Raw genomic sequence first — 17,941 nt, 5'->3', positions numbered from 1 at the left:
GGGATACACCATGCAAAATATTCTCTCTTCCTCTTTTGTTCAGGGAATGGTTAAAGCCACCAGTGATATGTGGTTGAAAGGTTGGGATGAGCGCAACGGCGGCAACGTCAGCCTGCGTTTATTACCGGAAGAAGTTAAAGATTTCAGCAGTGAATTTTATGCAGAACCCCGTTGCATTGAGTTGACCCAACCTGCACCGGCGCTGGCTAATGATTGGTTCCTGGTGACGGGCTCCGGTAAGTTTTTCCGTAACGTCCAGCTTGATCCCGCAGATTGCTTAGCGCTACTACAGGTGGATGACAAAGGGCTGTCCTACAAAATCCATTGGGGATTGAGCAATGGCGGTTTGCCAACCTCCGAACTGGCAGCACACTTCCAATCACATAGCGTGCGTAAGCAAGTCTCAAACGGAGTCGACCGCGTCATCATGCATTGCCACGCAACGAACTTTATGGCGCTAAGCTACGTGGTGAATTTGGATTCAGCGCGCTTCACACGCCTGTTGTGGGAAGGCAGCACCGAATGTTTGGTGGTGTTCCCGGATGGTGTCGGCATTTTGCCGTGGATGGTGCCGGGCACCGATGGCATTGGTCAGGCTACTGCGGATGCGATGGCAAATCACAGCATTGTGATGTGGCCGTTCCACGGCATCTTTGGTGCGGGTCCAAACCTGGACGAAACATTTGGGTTAATCGACACCGCAGAGAAATCATCAGAAGTGGTAGTGAAAGCGCTGTCGATGGGCGGCATCCGTCAAAGCATTACCACAGAGCAATTAGTCGCATTGGGCGAGCGTTTCAACGTCAAGCCATGGCAGGCTGCTTTGCAGGCGGAGCGAAGCGATGTTGCGTAAAGCTTTCGTGATGCAGGTACATGCTCATTGTCATGACGAGTATCTGCGCCGCCATTCGCCGATATGGCCGGAACTGGCTGAAACACTGAAAGCGCATGGCGCACACAATTACGCCATTTGGTTGGATGCAGAACGCAATCTGCTGTTCGCCAGTGTGGAAATTGAATCGGAAGTGCGCTGGGAAGCGGTGGCAAAAACGGAAGTGTGCCAACGGTGGTGGGCATCGATGAAGGATTTGATGCCATCAAATCCTGATAACAGCCCGATTAGCGCAGAGTTAAAACCGATGTTCTTCCAACCTTAAAACCTACAACGTCTCAGTGTGGATCTACGCGCACTGAGACGTTACTACTTTGCCATTTCTTTTATACCGCGCTCAGTTCGCAATATCCCGCGAGCGCCGGCCAAATCGCCATTTGTGTATCGACAATTTGATCCAGCTCCTCGCGATTTGCTCCTTCGCGAGCACGCACCGACATGCCTTGCAGCAAGCACGCTAAATAGCGGGCTAACGTGGCTGAATTGGCACATGCAGGCAATTCACCGCGGGCTTGTCGCGTGTCCAAAAACGCCTGTAACGCTGATTCTTGCGCATGATGCTGTCGGGAAAGCATCTGCGCCACTTCCTGAGACTCGGAAGACAACGCGCTGGACGTACAGATAAAAAAGCAGCCGGCTGGTTTATCGCATTCGGTAAAGCACGCCGCCGTAGCACGAAAATAGGCTTCAATTGCCGCCTTTACATCCAACCCATCATCATTTAATACGGCATTTCGCTGTGCGCTGAATGTCTCGATGTAGCGTTGCATTGCCGCACGGAACAAACCTTCTTTGTTTTCAAATTCAGCATACAACGTTGGCGCTTTCGCACCGGTCGCACTGACCAAATCCGACAGTGAAGTCCCTTCGTATCCATGCGCCCAGAACAGCATTAATGCTTTATCTAACGCATCATCGCGGTCAAACACTCTTGGACGACCACGCGTTTTACGGTTTGCGGTTTCGGTAATGGCTGTCATGAACACCTCAATGCTTAAAAACACCCAATTAAATTACCGATCATTAAATAAATATGCAAGTGCATGCGGGCAGAGCGGATTCGGCCTTTGCCCGTTTGTGCTTTTGAGTAATGTAAGCACCCGAATGGATAAGTCAAAAAAGGGCTGAAAGCCCATAATCACGCCACTTTCGATTAAAATAACGACCATTAATAAAATAATTGACGCGCAGGCCACTTCGGCGCTAGCATTTAATTAACGGTTGTTAACTAAATCGCGACCGACCCCAAATTCATCTGTATAAGTGAGACGATTATGAAAAGCATTAAACTGACTTTAGCCGCTGTAGCACTGTCCTCAATCGCATTCGGTAGCATGGCTGCCGATTTGGTCAACGAAGCGCCACTGAATCAACAACAGGTTGGTGTAATCAGTGCTTCAGGTAGCACTAACCTGACATCGCTGGAGAATCAGCTTTCGGAAAAGGCCAATGCTGCCGGAGCAAAGTCCTTCCGCATCACTTCGACCTCTGGCAACAACAAGCTAAATGGCACAGCAGTTATTTATAACTGAGTGGATACGCTGCGGGGCCGCCATTGATGGCGGTTGCTGATAGCAGTGCAGGAAAATGAACCTGAAACTAAAAAGCTCCAGAAGTATGACCTTCTGGAGCTTTTTTATTATCCGTTTGAACGAAGCTGAGGATAGCGCCGGAAGATGGCGATACACCAGAACAACGCAACCAGGCCGATAATGCCGCCTACGTTACCAACATCCGACATCTGCATATGCAAGCTAACCTGATTACCCAGCAACGCGCCTGCGCCAATACCAATGTTGTAGATACCTGAGAACAGTGACATCGCAACGTCAGTCGCATCGGGTGCCAAAGCTAATACGCGCACCTGCATAGCCAAACCAATCATCATCATTGCCATGCCCCATACGATACACAGCATAGTAATGGCAGCAGGGCGAACGGCGGCAAACACCAACAGGCCCATGCTCAGGGTGATCATGGCAATCGCCGCGATCAGCATCGCCGAAGGGAATTTGTTGCCGAGCGTACTGAACAACACGCTACCGATAATGCCAGCCGATCCAAACAGCAGCAGCAGCAAGGTGGTGAAGTTATCGTCGGCATTCGCCACTACTTGCATGAACGGTTCAATGTAGCTGTACGCGGTGTAGTGCGCGGTAACCACCACGGTGACCAAAATGTACATCGCCACCAGTGCCGGACGGCGGAATAGCATCGGTACGCTGCTCAGCGAGCCGGTATGTTCGCTAGGCAGGCGCGGCAGCACGCGCATCAACAGTACCAACAGCACTAACGCTGACAAACCAATCATGCCAAACGTGGTGCGCCAACCGAGATATTGACCGACGATGCGACCAATCGGCACACCCAGTACCATCGCCAGTGCGGTTCCGGTTGCCAGCATACTCAATGCCTGAGTTTTTTTACCGGCGGGTGCGACGCGAATCGCCAATGACGCGGTAATTGACCAGAACACCGCGTGCGCCAGCGCAATGCCGATACGCGAAACCACCAATGAGGTGAAATCCCATGCAAAAGAAGAGAGCACGTGGCTGGCGATAAACAGGACAAACAGTATCGAAAGCAACAAGCGTCGCTCGACGTTGCGCGTTAGCAACATCAGCGGCAGCGACAATAACGCGACTACCCACGCGTAAATAGTCAGCATGATGCCGACATCGGCGGTCTTCATCGCATAGCTGGCGGCGATATCCGACAGCAGGCCAACTGGAACGAATTCCGTGGTGTTAAATACAAAAGCAGCAATAGCCAGCAGTACGACACGTAGCCAGGCTGTTTTACGGGAAACGGTTGTTTGCATGGAGTTCAATCAGTCAGACGGCGAGTGTAAGGGCCAAAATTGCACCCCATTTAAGTGACGCTTGTCACAAATTGCCGCTATTGTGGAGCATTAATGAGCTGAGGGAAACCGTTTGGCAGGCTTTTATTGCTGAATATTTTTTATCTCAAAAGTCGTTGTTAATAGCCTGAGGTTATTATCGTTTCTTGCTTTTATCCGATGCCTGTGTGAGCGACTGGACCCGCAATACGCATATAGCCTCAAGGTCCAGTCATTATTAAGCCGAATTTTAGGGTAATGATGTAACGCCTCAGTATTGCTTAACAAAATTACTTAACCGGCTAACTATTGTTATGCCAGCATTATCAGAGTGTCACCATGTGTTTTAGTGCCACGCTATTCTGAGTGGTCATGTTTTTTTTTACCCCAACCGGACAGCAGTGCTCACAGCCCATCGCGCTAGCATAGTATTTGCGTGCCTGCTGAATGGCCGCGGTCGGCGTATAGAAAGTTCCGAGAAAACGCCTTGCTTCATCGGGCGGAAGGAACGGGCAGCCCGTTGCGTGAACTACATGATTGTCGTTATAGCCGGCGTGCTTATCGACGTAATAATAGAGTCCCATCTAACGTCCTCATTGCTGTGAAATAATAAAAGTCTAACTATTGTTGGAATGAAATGATTATAGCGATGAATCGCCGGTTTGTTTTATCTGGGACTGTGAGAAGGCGAAATGGCGGGGAGTTGAGGGGAGAACGGGGCGCGTTCGCCCCGTATAAAAGATGAACAGTATTACAGTTTTCGGCACTGTAAACGCCAGCCGACCAGCAAAGCGATTAACAATAACGCACTGATGAAAAGGGTGACGCCCATCCAGCCATAACTGTGCCAGAACACACCACCCAAGGTTCCCGCCACGCTTGAACCCACGTAGTAGCTGAACAAATACAGTGACGAGGCTTGGCCTTTGGCGCGTCGCGCACGTGGACCAATCCAGCCGCTCGCCACCGAGTGCGCGGCAAAGAAACCGGCGGTAAACAACATCATGCCCGGCAAGATCAGCCACAACGAATTAAACGCCGTCAACAATAAACCCGCCAACATAATTGCCGTGGCAGCAATCATCACCGGACCACGCCCAAAACGGCTGGTCATTGCTCCTGCTTTGGGTGAGCTCCACGAACCGGTGAGATACACCACGGAAAGCAGACCCACAACGGCTTGACTCAGTGACCAGGGCGCGCTCAACAGGCGATAACCGATGTAGTTAAACAGCGTGACGAAAGCCCCCATTAACAGGAAACCTTCGGCGAACAATAACGGCAACCCTTTATCTCGCCAATGCAAACGGAAGTTGATCAGCAGGCTGCGCGGGCGTAGTGAAGCGGGGCGGAAATGACGTGAAGCCGGTAAGATCTTCCAAAACATCAATGCGCCCGCAAGTGCAAAGCAGCCAATCACACCCACAGCAATGCGCCATGAGAAGAAATCGGTCAGCACGCCGGTCAGCAGTCGTCCACTCATACCGCCAATCGAGTTACCGCTGATATATAAACCCATCGAAAATGCGATAACACGCGGGTGAATCTCTTCGCTCAAATAGGTCATGCCAACGGCAGCGACACCGCTTAGCGACAAACCAATCAGCGCGCGCATCAGCAAAATGCCTTGCCAGCTAGACATGGTGGCGGAAATCAGAGTGCAAATGGCGGCCAGCAACAACGCGGTGACCATCACCGATTTGCGACCAATCGCATCGGATAAAGGGCCAGTAAACAGTAATCCCAGCGCCATTAAGCCGGTGGAGAGCGACAATGAAATACTGCTTTCGGCAGGTGATACACCAAACTGTTGAGACAGGACTGGCAATATCGGTTGGACGCAATAGAGCAATGCGAACGTTGCCAGTCCGGCGGAAAACAACGCCAACGTCACGCGCATAAATTGCGGCGACCCGCGTTCAATCCATTCTGAAGGGGTGACTACTGAATCAGGCTTAACGGCTAACTCGTCTTCATCGAGTATCACCGCTTGGGAAGAGCGACTCACGGAACATCCTCGGTTTAGGCAATATGGCGATACTGTAGGAAAGTGACATTAGGTTGTACAATATATTAATAATCTCAATTGAGACTTTTAAAGTATGAATATTGAATTGCGCCATCTGCGCTATTTCATCGCTGTCGCCGAAGAGTTGCACTTTGGTCGTGCAGCACTGCGATTGAATATTTCTCAGCCACCGCTCAGCCAGCAAATCCAACAATTGGAGCAGGAGATTGGCGCGCAACTTTTTACGCGCACCAATCGTAGCGTACAACTCACGGCGGCCGGACAACTTTTCCTTAATGATGCACGCGCTATTTTATTGCAGGTTGAGCAGGCAACTCGCCGTGCTGCGCGTGTTCATAGCGGGCAGGAAGGGGAATTACGCATCGGCTTCACCTCGTCGGCGCCTTTTACTGGCCTGGTTTCCGATGCGCTCTACCAGTTCCGCCAGCGTTGGCCGGAAGTGCATATTCAAATGCAGGAGAACAACACCCGGCAACAACTCGCGCCGTTGCATGAAGATCGGCTGGATTTGGGTGTGATGCGTAACACACCGTTACCGAGTGATTTACAACATCGCGTCTTGCTGCGTGAACCGTTGTGCGCGGTGGTGCATTGGGCGCATCCATTGGCTGATGCCGAGACGATTTCGATTCAGGCATTAGCCAATGAACCCTTTGTGTTCTTTGATCCGCAAGGCGGCACCGCGTTATACAGTGAAATTCTGGCGCTGCTGCATCGTTATCAAATAAAACCGTTTATTACTCAGGAAGTGGGCGAAGCGATGACCATTCTCGGTTTAGTCGCTACCGGGCTAGGCGTATCGATTCTGCCGGCCTCTTTTCGTCGTGCGCGTTTGGCCGATGTGGTGTGGATTCCGTTGCAGGAAAGTGATGCGATTTCTGAAGTTTGGTTGGTCTGGTCGGCGACACGCGAACCGACCGCGCAAATGGCCAATATGATGGCGTTGATGCTGCACAATGCGGAGAATTAAACCAACTCAGGCTAAAGGGCATAAACTTTATGTGCGATAAATCACATTTCTAATCAAATATTTGACGCTGCCTGCCAATCTGCATCACCATAGCTGCTGTTTATTTAGAAGCGCGAAAATAATGGGAGCAGGGCGTGAATCTGTACAGTCAACCTGGCCATATTGACCAGATAAAACAGACCAACGCAGGTGTGGTTTACCGTCTGATTAACCTTTATGGCCCGATTTCGCGTATTGAGCTGTCAAAGCGCGCTCAATTAGCTCCCGCCAGCATTACCAAAATCGTGCGTGAAATGCTTGATGCTCATCTGGTGCAGGAAACCGAATTTCAGGAACCGGGCAGTCGCGGACGTCCAGCAATAGGTCTGATCCTCGATACTTTTGCCTGGCACTATCTCGCCGTTCGCATTCAACCTGGTTTCATTACGCTGACGCTGCGCGATCTCAGCAGCCGTGCGCTGCAAGAAGATCGCTTGCCATTGCAGGTCAGCGTTGAACAACCCTTGTTGCCCGTTTTGCTTCAGATGGTGAATGACTTCTTCATTCGTCATCAAAGTATGCTTGAGCGATTAACGGCAATTGCCATTACCTTGCCGGGATTAATCAACGCGGCGTCAGGCGTGGTGCACCGTATGCCAGGTTATGAGGTGCAGGATATGCCGCTGGGTGAAACCCTGGCGGAGCGAACGGGTTTGCCAGTGTTTGTGCAGCACGATATTTCTGCCTGGACGCTGGCCGAAGCGTTGTTTGGTGCCTCGCAGGGCGCGCAAAATGTGATTCAAATTGTGATTGATGAAACGGTCGGCGCAGGCGTGATCAGTGGCGGCCAGTTGCTGCACAAAAGCGGACGGACTTTAGTGGAAATTGGTCATACGCAGATAGATCCGTATGGTCAGCAATGCTATTGCGGCAATAATGGTTGCTTGGAAACCGTCGCCAGCACCGGAAGTTTGCTTAAACTCACCGCGCAACGCTTATTGACGCAACCGGATAGTATGCTGCATCAGTCACCGCTTACCGTTGCGAGCCTGTGTGCCGCCGCGCAGCAGGGCGATCGCCTGGCGCGCGATGTGATAGCCGGCGTTGGGCATCATGTCGGGCGGATGCTGGCGATGATGGTAAATATCTTCAATCCACAACAAATTCTTATCGGTTCACCGCTCAATCAAGCTGCCGACGTGCTGTTTCCTGCGGTGAGCAGTACCATTCGCCAACAGGCATTACCGGCATACAGCAATGAAATTCAGCTAGCACCAACGGCTTTCAGCGATCCTGGCACCTTTGGCGGCGCCGCCTTGATCAAAGATTCGCTGTATAGCGGCCATTTATTGGTAAAACTGTTGCAGGGATAATGACAGCCTGCCTTAAGTTTGCGCTAACGCAATCTGCTTCCAACCACATTTCCTTAAACTCCTCCTTCGCACGTTACACATCGCTTTAATGAAGGAGGAGAATGGTGAATACGCTTTTTGTCACCGGTACCGACACCGCGGTGGGTAAAACCGTGGTATCCCGCGCACTGTTACAGTGCTTTGCAAAGGCGGGTTTATGCGCCGCAGGCTACAAACCTGTAGCGAAAAGCGCGCAACGCACACCTGAAGGCTTACGCAATAAAGATGCGCTGCTATTACAGCAAGCTTCAGGTCTCTCTTTGCCATATTCCGCGGTCAATCCTATTACTCTGGAAGAGGATGAAATCAGCACCAGCTCATCTCAGCGCATTGATTATGCGGTATTACGCAAAGGACTTAATGAGTTGCAGCAGCGCGCAGAGCAGGTGGTGGTGGAAGGCACCGGCGGCTGGCGCAGTTTAATGAATGACCTACAGCCTTTTTCAAATTGGGTGCAGCAAGAACAATTACCGGTGGTGCTGGTGGTGGGCATTAAAGAAGGTTGCATCAGTCACGCTTTACTAACCGCCGATGCCATTGCGCGCGATGGCTTGCCGCTTGCCGGTTGGGTGGCGAACCGAATTAACCCGGGATTGGCTCACTACGCTGAAATTATTGATGTTTTACGCGATAAGCTCGGTGCGCCACTATTAGGTGAGTTGCCTTATTTGCCGCGCGCTGAACAACGCGAACTGAGCGGTTATATCGATATTTCATTATTAGATGACGTAAACGCGCACAACAGCAGTGCAAAGCCCGCAGCCTGATGAAACAAAAATCAGCAAATTAAGCGTGGCTGAACCTAAAGGTTCAGGTTCGGCCGCTTTTAAAATCGAATTAAACCCCTTCAATTTCAAGACTCTATTAAAAATAATCACAAATCTTTTTGCAATGGCGTGATTCATGCATCAGCGCTGCTGATGAATATTTTGCCGGAGCACCGCTATGTCGCAATCAAATGAGAAAGGTTTGTTGTATGGGCTGAATGACCGCATCGGTCCAGTTCCCGCATTTTGCGCCGCACTACAACATGTGTTGGCAAGCGTGGTTGGCATTATTACTCCGCCACTGATCATTGGTTCCGTACTGGGATTACAAGCATGGATTCCATATCTGATCAGCATGTCGTTGATTGTTTCCGGCCTTGGCACTTTCTTGCAGGCGCGCCGCTTTATGGGGATTGGCGCAGGCATGATTTGCTTGCAAGGCACCAGCTTCGCCTTTCTGGGGGTGATCCTTTCAGGCGGTTTGATGATCAAAGCGCGCGGTGGTTCGCCTGAAGAGATCATGGCAATGATCTTCGGCTGCAACCTTATCGCGGCATTTATTCCTATCCTCATCAGCCGCTGCATCGCGCCGCTGCGCAAAGTGTTGACGCCAGTGGTCACCGGAACGGTTATTACCTTAATCGGCATCAGCCTGATCAAAGTCAGCATCACCGATTGGGCGGGCGGACATAACGCCACCAATTTTGGTGCACCGGGTAATTTGGCGCTGGGTGCGTTAACGCTACTGGTGATCATTGTGCTCAATCGCTCGCAGAATCGCTGGACGCGCCTGGTTGCAGTGGTTGCCGGTATCGCGGCAGGTTGCGTTGCCGCCGCATTGACCGGCCATCTCACCTTGAAACCGATGACGGATACACCTTGGCTTGTCATGCCGTCGATTTTCCGTTTTGGCTTTGCGTTTGATTGGACCATCTTCGTACCGATTGCCCTGGTTTCAGTCATCGCAGTAATCGAAGCGGTGGGCGATTTGACCGCCAATTGCTTGATCTCTCAGCAACCTATCGAAGGCGAAACGTTTGAACGCCGCATGCAGGGCGGTATTTTCGCTGATGGTATCAGTTGCCTGCTTGCTGCGGCGTTCTCGGCTTTTCCTAATACTACCTTCGCGCAAAATAATGGCGTGATTCAGATGACCGGCGTTGCCAGCCGTTACGTAGGCATGGTGATTGGCGTGATGTTGCTGCTACTCGGCATGTTCCCGGCGATTGGCTATTTGTTACAGCAGATTCCGCCGCCGGTGTTAGGCGGAGCAACGATTGTGATGTTTGGTAGCGTGGTGGCTGCCGGTATTCGTGTGATGACACAAACGCCGCTCGGTCGTCGTGAAATGCTGATTGTCGCAGTTTCTTTCGGCATTGGCCTGGGTGTAGAAGCCGTGCCGGAGGTGTTGAAGCAATTCCCGCAACTGGTGAGCAATTTGTTTGGTCATGCGGTCACTACTGGTGGGATTTTGGCAATGGTATTAAACGTGGTTTTGCCTTCGGAGCGTGTAGAAGCTGTTGCGGTGAAAACGGTGGAAGAAACACATTAAACCGGCAGGGTGCAGTCGCAGAAAGAGGCGTCAGATCGCAAAGACGCCATAAACCATCCCTGGGGCTTGGCCCGCGCCTTCCATGGCGCGGGACACTTTGCTCTTCTGTCGCCTTTTTCTACGTATTAAGCCTTGTGCGGTTATGGGTTCAAACGACGGCGTGTACGTCCAGAACTGAGATAATCCGCGATGTAATCCTGCGATATTTCACCGCTGTAGCGTCCATCTTCATCAACAATCGGCATCCATACCGTGTTGTGCTCATACAATTTCGACAGCACCACGCGCAGATTCTCTTCCGCTTTGCCCGTCACCTTGAAGGTGTGCAGCATCTCTTCGCAGCGTCCGGTGGCGCCACGTGCTTCCCGGCGCTTGACGAATCCAAGCGGTTTGCCATCTTCATCAACTACTGTCACCGAACGCATATCGTTGTCGTCCATGGTGCCAAAAGCCTCCTGCAACGGCGTATTGCGCTGCACGGTAATGGTTGGCTGTTGGTCAGTAACGTCGCCGGCTTGTACCAGCAACAAACGTTTCAACGTACGGTCCTGACCCACAAACGAGCCGACAAAATCGTTGGCCGGTTTAGCCAACAGTTCATCCGGGCTAGCGCACTGCACAATTTTGCCTTGGCCAAATACCGCAATACGATCGCCTAACTTCAGCGCTTCATCGATATCGTGGCTGACCAGCATCACCGTTTTCTTTAACTGGCGCTGCATCTCCAAAAACTCGTTTTGAATCACTTCACGGTTGATTGGATCGACCGCACCGAACGGTTCATCCATCAGCAGTACCGGAGGATCCGCGGCCAGCGCACGAATCACGCCAATACGTTGCTGCTGACCGCCCGACATTTCACGCGGATAGCGATGCAGGAATTTGGTGGGATCTAGCGCCACCATGCTCATCAATTCAGTGGCGCGTTCGCGACAACGTTTCTTATCCCAGCCCAACATGCGCGGCACCACGGTGATGTTCTCTTCGATGGTCATATTGGGAAACAGACCAATCTGTTGGATAACGTAACCAATATTGCGGCGCAAGGTCACGGTATCTTGCCCGCTGGTGTCTTCACCGTTAATTAAAATCCGGCCGCTGGAAGCGGGGATCAAGCGGTTAATCATTTTTAGCGTGGTGGTCTTACCGCAGCCCGAAGGGCCCAGCAGCACACACATCTCACCCGCAGGCACTTCCAGGCTGACGTTATCAACGGCATTTAAAGAGGTGCCGTTCTTCTGGGTAAAGGTTTTCGTCAGGTTTTCTAGCTTTATCATTATCGAATCCCCTTAGGAGTCAGCGCCGACTGCAAACGGTGCAGCAGCCAATCAAGCACAATAGCAAGCAAACAAATCATTAATGCACCAGCAATCAACATGCGCACATCACTGCCGCTGATGCCGTCCAGCAGTTGCAGGCCCAAACCACCCGCGCCAATGACTGCGGCAATCGCCATCACACCGACGTTCATCACCACGGCGGTGCGAATGCCGCCAAAGATCACCGGCAGCGCCATTGGAATCTCTACCCAACGCAGACGTTGCCAGAAGGTCATGCCAATTCCGCGTCCAGCTTCGCGCAATCCCGGCGACAGATTCTCCAGCGCGGTGTGGGTATTACGCACAATTGGCAGCAATGAGTAGAGGAACACCGCAGTAATGGCGGGCAGGGCACCAATGCCTTGGCCAATCATCGAAAACAGCGGAATCATCAGACCAAACAAGGCGATGGTTGGAATAGTCAACACGATGGTGGCGACGCCCAATACCGGCGTGGCTAACCATTTAAAGCGCACAATTAAAATGCCCAACGGCACGCCGACGATGATGGCGAAACCTACCGCGACCAACACCAACCAGGTATGTTGCCAGGTCAGCGTCATCAGGGTGTGCCAGTTATTCATGATGTAATGCAAGGTATCCACAGCGCCTCCTTACAGCATGTTTTTAGATTTAAGGAAATCACGGGCCACCTGTTGGGGTGACTGATGATCAATATCGACGCGCTTATTCATCTCGGTGATCGCTTCGTCATTGATTAACGCCGACAGTTGATTGAGCGCCGCATCCAATCCTGGATGGCTCTCCAGCACGTCTTTGCGCACCACAGGCGTGACGTTGTAACTCGGGAAGAAGTGCTTGTCATCGTCTAACACCTTAAGATCAAAACCTTTCACGCGACCATCGGTGGTGTAGATCAGGCCAGCATCGACAAAGCCATCCCGAATTGCGTTATACACCAAGCCGGGATCCATCTGACGAATCTGCGGGCGGTCGAGCGGCATGTCGTAAGCTTTCTGCAACGGTTTCAGACCATCCGAACGACCAGAGAACTCCAAATCTAAGCCGAGTTTCCAATTGTGGTCGGGATCGTCTTTACGCACTTGCTCCAGCTTCGCCACCAATTGTGACATGGTGTTGATGCCTTCTTTGTCGGCACGATCGCGCTGCATGGCAAACGCATAGGTATTATTCATCGGAGCCGGATTGAGCCACACCAGATCCAACTTGGCATCCAGTTGTTTCACCGTTTTATAGGCATCTTCCGTCGACATCGGTTTATTGATGTGATTAAAGATGATCAATGAGGTACCGGTATATTCCCACGTCATATCAATTTGTTTATTGATCATTGCGTTACGACCGATAGTGGTCGCGATGTTGGTCTTAGGGATCACCTGAAAACCTTTCTTTTGCAACCACAAAACCGTCATCGCCGACAGAATATGCTGCTCGGTAAAGCTCTTGGTCGCCATGGTGATTGGGGTGGCAGCAGCGGCACTTTGGCTGATTGCCAGTGTCGCCGTCAGGGCCAGCGCCGTACGTTTCACCCAGCGCGTCAGCTTATTGGCAGTAGCCATCACAAAACTCCTTGTGTTAAGCCGCAGAGTGCGGGCTGAGATAACGTCCCAATGCCGCAAGCAGCATGTCGAGGATCAGCGCAACCAACGCGGTTGCGACTGCGCCAAGAATCAATGTCGGGAAGTCGTTGAGATAAATGCCGGGGAAAATCAGCTCACCAAAGCTGCTGGCGCCAATTAAAAATGCCAGCGGCGCGGTTCCCACATTGATGGCGGTGGCGATACGCACGCCGGCTAAAATCACCGGTAACGCATTCGGAATCTCTACCTGACGCAAACGCTGAAACTTGGTCATGCCGAGACCGTTGGCGGCTTCGATCAGCGACGGCGGTACCGCGCTTAAACCGGCAAAGGTATTACGCACAATCGGTAACAGCGAGGCGAGGAACAGGGCAATCAATGCCGGACGATCGCCGATGCCGACAATCACCATCGCTAACGCCAATACCGCCAGCGGCGGCAGCGTGTTACCGACATTGAAGATTTGCATCACATATTCTGCCCAACGACGGGCAAAAGGACGGCTGAGTAAAATCCCGCTGGGAATACCGACCAGCAGGGCGAAGAACATCGACCAAAACACTAAAAACAGATGCTGCTGACCAAGATAAATCAAATCCTCCCGGCGCTCGCGCAGCGTGTTCACCCCTAATCCCCACACCAGCAGAGCTATCACCGCAACAATCGCGAGCAGTGCTAACCCCGCGCGGCGGGTAAGCGATGCATTTTGCATAGCAAGTGTCTCCCTGATTTGAAAAATCGTTTGATATAGTGACGTCATTCCCAGAATGGCGGCGTAGCAGCAAACCTCACAACTACGAAAATCCTTCACCCTGTCAAATTACAGTTAAAATGACTCTTTACCGATGCTTTTACAGTGAATAACTGGAAAGCACCGATTAAAGCTATAGCAATGCTTACGGATAAGCGCCAGTTTTTGCGGCAAAATCAGGTAGATAGTAGTTACAGAAATACGTGTTCAGGCCGCGTGGAATAAGGCATCATCCGACAATAAAAAAATTTCATCGAAATAGGTGACGCCGTCACAAACGGGCGCACGCAGAGGAAACTGCGGTGAACAATTTTCAGCTAGCCTTGTTAGAAAATTAGGGAGACGTATGACTGAAACGGCTGAATTGAACACGGAACATCGCCATTGGATTCTCATCGGCTGCATGCTAGCGATGTTTATGGCGGCAATTGAAGTCACCATTGTGGCGACGGCGATGCCCACCATCATTGCCGATTTAGGCGGTTTTTCGCAGTTTGGATGGGTATTTTCCATCTATTTGCTGACGCAAGCCGTTAGCGTGCCGCTTTATGGCCGCTTAGCCGATATGTGGGGCCGCAAACGGCTGCTTTTTATTGGTGTCTCGTTGTTCTTGCTGGGTTCGATTTTGTGTGGTTTTGCCCACAGCATGCTGTGGTTGATTGTTTTTCGCGCTTTCCAGGGATTAGGCGCGGGCGCGATTATGCCGCTGACATCGACGATTGTCGCTGACGTCTATTCCCCGCGTGAACGTGCGCATGTACAAGGTTGGTTGTCCAGCGTATGGGGCATTGCTGCAATCATTGGACCGCTGAGCGGCGCCTGGTTGGTGCAGCATTTTAGCTGGTCAGTGATTTTCTGGGTCAACGTGCCGATCGGCGTGATTGCCATGTTGTTGCTGGCGCGTTTTCTGCCGGCGCGTGAACATCATCAACAAAACTCACTTAATCTCACCGGCAGTTGCTGGCTAATGATCAGTGTCGCAGCGTTGCTTGTCGCCTTGCTGCAAGCGGAAGTGCTCGGCTTGTGGTTGGTGCCATTCTTGTTGTTGGCGGTGTTTGCAGCTTGGCGATTGAAGCATCATGAACAACGCGCGACGGCGCCGTTATTTCCTTTGGAAATTTGGCGCAGCCGTTTGATTGTGGCGGGCAATATCGGCAATCTGATCATTGGTGCCAGCATGATGGGCATCAGCGCATTTTTACCGACTTGGATTCAAGGCATTACCGGCGGCACGCCGCTGCAAGCGGGCAGCGCATTGGCGATGATGTCGATTGGCTGGCCGCTGGCGAGCACCCTCAGTGGCCGATTAATGCTGATCACTTCATATCGATTTACCGCACAGTTGGGCGCGCTCTTGCTTATCACGGGTAGCGCGTTATTGCTGCTATTACGTAGCGATAGCTCGATCATGCAGGCCGGATTTACTGCCTTTGTGATTGGAACCGGCATGGGCATGACCAGCACCACTTTTTTGGTGTCGGTGCAAAATCATGCGCATTACGATATCCGCGGCATCTGTACCGCATCGATCATGTTCAGCCGGATGCTGGGTTCAGCATTAGGAACGGCGCTACTCGGTGCGGTACTCAATCTCAACCTGTCACTGCGTTTACCACAAGCAGACGATCCGATGCAGCAAATCATGTCGCATCAAAGCCGTCAGGCGCTGCCGGAAGCCACTTTGCAGCACTGGACCGGGCAGATTGCCACGTCGTTGCATTGGGTATTTGTGGTGTCATTGCTGATCGCGATATTAACGCTGTGGGTTGCCTGGCTGATGCCGCGTCAGCGGCCGGAAGCGGAGTAAAAGCAGGGCGGCTAGCTCGCCGCCCGAAGGGACTCTTTATTGCGCTGGCGCGTCTTGCGAACTGCCTGCGCTGTCTGGCACGTTGCTATCCGCATCGCGACCATTCTTCTTATAGACGATTTTCTGTGTGTCGTTCTCACAATGGCCAACCACCTGGCCACCGGCTTGATCGGCCTGATCGTTAGGCACGATATCCAGGGTGAAATCGCCTTCCGCGACACCATTGTTGATGATCTTTTTGCTGATGTCCGCTTTCACACTTTCGCAAGAAGCTTGTGCCAGCACCGGCAGTGCCAGCATCGCCAGCAGCAGAACTGCATTACGTTTTTTCATCGTTCACTCCTTTGGTCAGAATTCCTTTAAAAACTATAGCAGTGTTAACGCATTACGGTGCAACCGGGCGCCCGGTACGGCGATCAAGGCAACGCAGGGTATTCGGTTCCCAATACGCGTTGACGTTGTAGCTCTTTTCGCAGGAATCGCGGGTATCAAAGGCTTTATCGGTTTTATCGAACTCTTTCTCCACGCGAGTATTCACCATGTTGCGCAGATTTTTCGTGTCGTTCCACTGCTCTTTGCTTTGACGCGCGGCTTCATTGCTCGAGGCGCTGCTGCCGTCTTCGATGATCAGGCGATCGGTTTTGGCAAAAGCGATTGGCGCAGCCAGTAATACGCTGGAGGTCAGCACCGCAGCCAGCAAAGTAGAAAACAGGTTTTTCATCGTGACTTCCTTTAGTTAACACCATTACAGCTGGGATCGCGGCTGTAACAACACTGTGCGCTAGTATATCATCGCTGCTTCTTTGCTCACCAGCGCTGAGCCATTTGTTTAAGTAACAGAGAGAGTTTGTATGCTGCTAAAAACCGCCTTGCTGTTTTTTATTACTGCGATAGCGGAAATTGTTGGCTGTTTCTTGCCGTGGTTATGGTTGAAGAAGGGCATGACCGCATGGCTATTAGTTCCGGCGGCAGCCAGTTTGGCGATGTTTGTTTGGCTGTTAACCTTGCATCCGGCGGCCAGCGGACGGGTTTATGCCGCATACGGCGGCGTCTATGTGTTAACGGCTTTGATCTGGCTGCGTGTGGTGGATGGCGTAAAGTTGAGTACCTGGGATTGGGTCGGCGGATTGGTAGCGTTAAGCGGCATGCTGATTATCGTTTCAGGCTGGGGCCGCGGTTAGAGTATTTGTATTGTCGTAGGGTCGCCATTTATGGTGACCGGGTGCGCAAAAGTGCGCACCCATAAAATCTAATTAACCCTTATGCACCTTCAAACCGGCAGTGGTTTGCGTGACTGGCATGATTTCTAAAGTATTGATATTGACGTGCTTCGGCAGCGTAGTCACCCAATATACTGCTTCCGTCACATCTTCAGCGGTCAACGCCGTCGTTCCTTCGTAAACTTGCTCAGCTTTATTGTCATCGCCTTTAAAGCGTACGTTGGAAAACTCGGTGCCACCAACCAATCCTGGCTCAATATCGGTGACACGCAGCGCAGTGCCGTGCAGGTCGGTACGCAGGTTGAGGCTGAACTGGCGCACAAACGCTTTGGTCGCGCCATACACGTTGCCACCCAGATATGGCCAACTACCGGCAATCGATCCGATATTCACAATATGACCGACGTTGCGTTCCACCATCGCCGGCAGCACCGCACGCGTCATGTACACCAAACCTTTATTGTTGGTGTCGATCATATTTTCCCAGTCTTCGATATTGGCTTTATGCGCAGGTTCCACGCCCAACGCCAGGCCAGCATTGTTCACCAGCACATCGATATCGCGCCATTCAGCGGGCAGGGAAGCAATCACTTCATCAATGGCGGCACGATTGCGCACGTCGAGTTGCACGGTATACAGGTTGTCGCCCAACTCATCTTTCAACTCTTTTAAGCGCTCAGCACGGCGACCGCTGGCGATCACTTTATGACCTGTAGCAATGAAGCGGCGGGTGATACTTTGACCAAAACCGGCAGTTGCACCAGTAACAAAAATAATCATCTCACTGTTCCTTAAACGATTTCAGGTTATCTGCCACACCTTAGCATTAACCTCGAACCCTT

20 protein-coding genes are annotated in these 17,941 nt (G+C 51.7%); 9 read left to right on the top strand and 11 right to left on the bottom strand.

Annotated features, from left to right (window positions below; translation table 11 throughout):
• The first annotated feature begins 10 nt into the window (after positions 1-10).
• Both rhaD and rhaM read left to right on the top strand, forming a co-directional pair.
• Positions 11-853, top strand: a complete 843-nt coding sequence (gene rhaD / locus ACPUC7_RS00210) for a rhamnulose-1-phosphate aldolase (protein WP_494921336.1) — start codon at positions 11-13, stop codon at positions 851-853.
• The gene (gene rhaM / locus ACPUC7_RS00205) at positions 843-1,157 is read left to right on the top strand and encodes an L-rhamnose mutarotase (RefSeq protein WP_494921335.1); all 315 of its coding nucleotides are present in this window, start codon (positions 843-845) and stop codon (positions 1,155-1,157) included. The genes rhaD and rhaM overlap by 11 nt, the downstream gene beginning before the upstream one ends.
• A 61-nt stretch (positions 1,158-1,218) precedes the next feature.
• Here rhaM and ACPUC7_RS00200 read toward each other — a convergent pair whose 3' ends face one another.
• Positions 1,219-1,872: a TetR/AcrR family transcriptional regulator gene (locus tag ACPUC7_RS00200; protein ID WP_494921334.1), complete on the bottom strand. Its 654-nt coding sequence runs from the start codon at positions 1,870-1,872 to the stop codon at positions 1,219-1,221.
• Positions 1,873-2,166: 294 nt separating this feature from the next.
• On the opposite strand from ACPUC7_RS00200, the gene bhsA reads away from it, so the two are divergent.
• Complete coding sequence (gene bhsA / locus ACPUC7_RS00195) at positions 2,167-2,424, top strand: multiple stress resistance protein BhsA (RefSeq protein ID WP_343551974.1); 258 nt, start codon at positions 2,167-2,169, stop codon at positions 2,422-2,424.
• Between the two features lie 107 nt (positions 2,425-2,531).
• Here the strand turns inward: bhsA and ACPUC7_RS00190 are convergent, their stop codons facing one another.
• From ACPUC7_RS00190 to ynfM, 3 genes are all read right to left on the bottom strand, one after another.
• The gene (locus ACPUC7_RS00190) at positions 2,532-3,713 is read right to left on the bottom strand and encodes a sugar transporter (protein WP_343551975.1); all 1,182 of its coding nucleotides are present in this window, start codon (positions 3,711-3,713) and stop codon (positions 2,532-2,534) included.
• 344 nt (positions 3,714-4,057) lie between these two features.
• Positions 4,058-4,315 carry a hypothetical protein gene (locus ACPUC7_RS00185; RefSeq protein WP_494921333.1) on the bottom strand — a complete coding sequence of 86 codons (258 nt, stop codon included), beginning with the start codon at positions 4,313-4,315 and terminating at the stop codon, positions 4,058-4,060.
• Between the two features lie 167 nt (positions 4,316-4,482).
• A complete protein-coding gene (gene ynfM / locus ACPUC7_RS00180; RefSeq protein WP_494921332.1) occupies positions 4,483-5,739 on the bottom strand; it encodes a multidrug efflux MFS transporter YnfM/SxtP(Kp) in 1,257 nt (418 codons plus the stop codon).
• Between the two features lie 94 nt (positions 5,740-5,833).
• Here ynfM and ACPUC7_RS00175 point away from each other — a divergent pair, with 94 nt between their 5' ends.
• The 4 genes from ACPUC7_RS00175 to ACPUC7_RS00160 all read left to right on the top strand — a co-directional run bounded on the left by ACPUC7_RS00175 (position 5,834) and on the right by ACPUC7_RS00160 (position 10,440).
• Positions 5,834-6,730, top strand: coding sequence for a LysR family transcriptional regulator (locus ACPUC7_RS00175; protein WP_494921331.1), 897 nt, complete (start codon positions 5,834-5,836; stop codon positions 6,728-6,730).
• A 134-nt stretch (positions 6,731-6,864) separates the two neighbouring features.
• A complete protein-coding gene (gene mlc, locus ACPUC7_RS00170; RefSeq protein ID WP_494921330.1) occupies positions 6,865-8,082 on the top strand; it encodes a sugar metabolism global transcriptional regulator Mlc in 1,218 nt (405 codons plus the stop codon).
• 101 nt (positions 8,083-8,183) lie between these two features.
• Positions 8,184-8,888: a dethiobiotin synthase gene (bioD, locus tag ACPUC7_RS00165; protein ID WP_494921329.1), complete on the top strand. Its 705-nt coding sequence runs from the start codon at positions 8,184-8,186 to the stop codon at positions 8,886-8,888.
• Positions 8,889-9,066: 178 nt separating this feature from the next.
• A complete protein-coding gene (locus ACPUC7_RS00160) occupies positions 9,067-10,440 on the top strand; it encodes a nucleobase:cation symporter-2 family protein (RefSeq protein WP_494921328.1) in 1,374 nt (457 codons plus the stop codon).
• A 140-nt stretch (positions 10,441-10,580) separates the two neighbouring features.
• Here ACPUC7_RS00160 and osmV read toward each other — a convergent pair whose 3' ends face one another.
• From osmV to ACPUC7_RS00140, 4 genes are read right to left on the bottom strand one after another with little or no spacing between them, the layout of a single operon-like run.
• On the bottom strand, positions 10,581-11,717 hold the full coding sequence (osmV, locus tag ACPUC7_RS00155) for an osmoprotectant ABC transporter ATP-binding protein OsmV (RefSeq protein ID WP_343551982.1): 1,137 nt from the start codon (positions 11,715-11,717) through the stop codon (positions 10,581-10,583).
• Positions 11,717-12,364, bottom strand: coding sequence for an osmoprotectant ABC transporter permease OsmW (gene osmW, locus ACPUC7_RS00150; RefSeq protein WP_343551983.1), 648 nt, complete (start codon positions 12,362-12,364; stop codon positions 11,717-11,719). Before osmW ends, osmV begins: the two co-directional genes overlap by 1 nt.
• A gap of 9 nt (positions 12,365-12,373) precedes the next feature.
• Complete coding sequence (locus ACPUC7_RS00145; RefSeq protein ID WP_494921327.1) at positions 12,374-13,300, bottom strand: glycine betaine ABC transporter substrate-binding protein; 927 nt, start codon at positions 13,298-13,300, stop codon at positions 12,374-12,376.
• A 16-nt stretch (positions 13,301-13,316) separates the two neighbouring features.
• Entirely contained in the window at positions 13,317-14,033 is a 717-nt protein-coding gene (locus ACPUC7_RS00140; protein WP_494921326.1) for an ABC transporter permease, read from the bottom strand.
• A gap of 385 nt (positions 14,034-14,418) precedes the next feature.
• Between ACPUC7_RS00140 and ACPUC7_RS00135 the strand changes: the two genes are divergently transcribed.
• A complete protein-coding gene (locus ACPUC7_RS00135; protein WP_494921325.1) occupies positions 14,419-15,879 on the top strand; it encodes an MDR family MFS transporter in 1,461 nt (486 codons plus the stop codon).
• Positions 15,880-15,915: 36 nt separating this feature from the next.
• On the opposite strand, the gene ACPUC7_RS00130 is transcribed toward ACPUC7_RS00135, so the two are convergent.
• Together ACPUC7_RS00130 and ACPUC7_RS00125 are read right to left on the bottom strand one after the other, a co-directional pair.
• Positions 15,916-16,212, bottom strand: a complete 297-nt coding sequence (locus ACPUC7_RS00130) for a DUF1161 domain-containing protein (protein ID WP_494921324.1) — start codon at positions 16,210-16,212, stop codon at positions 15,916-15,918.
• Between the two features lie 52 nt (positions 16,213-16,264).
• Positions 16,265-16,600, bottom strand: a complete 336-nt coding sequence (locus ACPUC7_RS00125; protein ID WP_494921323.1) for a DUF1283 family protein — start codon at positions 16,598-16,600, stop codon at positions 16,265-16,267.
• 133 nt (positions 16,601-16,733) lie between these two features.
• Here ACPUC7_RS00125 and ACPUC7_RS00120 point away from each other — a divergent pair, with 133 nt between their 5' ends.
• Positions 16,734-17,060, top strand: a complete 327-nt coding sequence (locus ACPUC7_RS00120) for a YnfA family protein (RefSeq protein ID WP_494921924.1) — start codon at positions 16,734-16,736, stop codon at positions 17,058-17,060.
• Between the two features lie 72 nt (positions 17,061-17,132).
• Here the strand turns inward: ACPUC7_RS00120 and ydfG are convergent, their stop codons facing one another.
• Positions 17,133-17,879: a bifunctional NADP-dependent 3-hydroxy acid dehydrogenase/3-hydroxypropionate dehydrogenase YdfG gene (gene ydfG / locus ACPUC7_RS00115; protein ID WP_343551989.1), complete on the bottom strand. Its 747-nt coding sequence runs from the start codon at positions 17,877-17,879 to the stop codon at positions 17,133-17,135.
• Positions 17,880-17,941: the final 62 nt, after the last annotated feature.

The organism is Pantoea sp. CFCC18179 (assembly GCF_059412405.1).
This window is presented reverse-complemented; position numbering and strand designations above follow the sequence as displayed.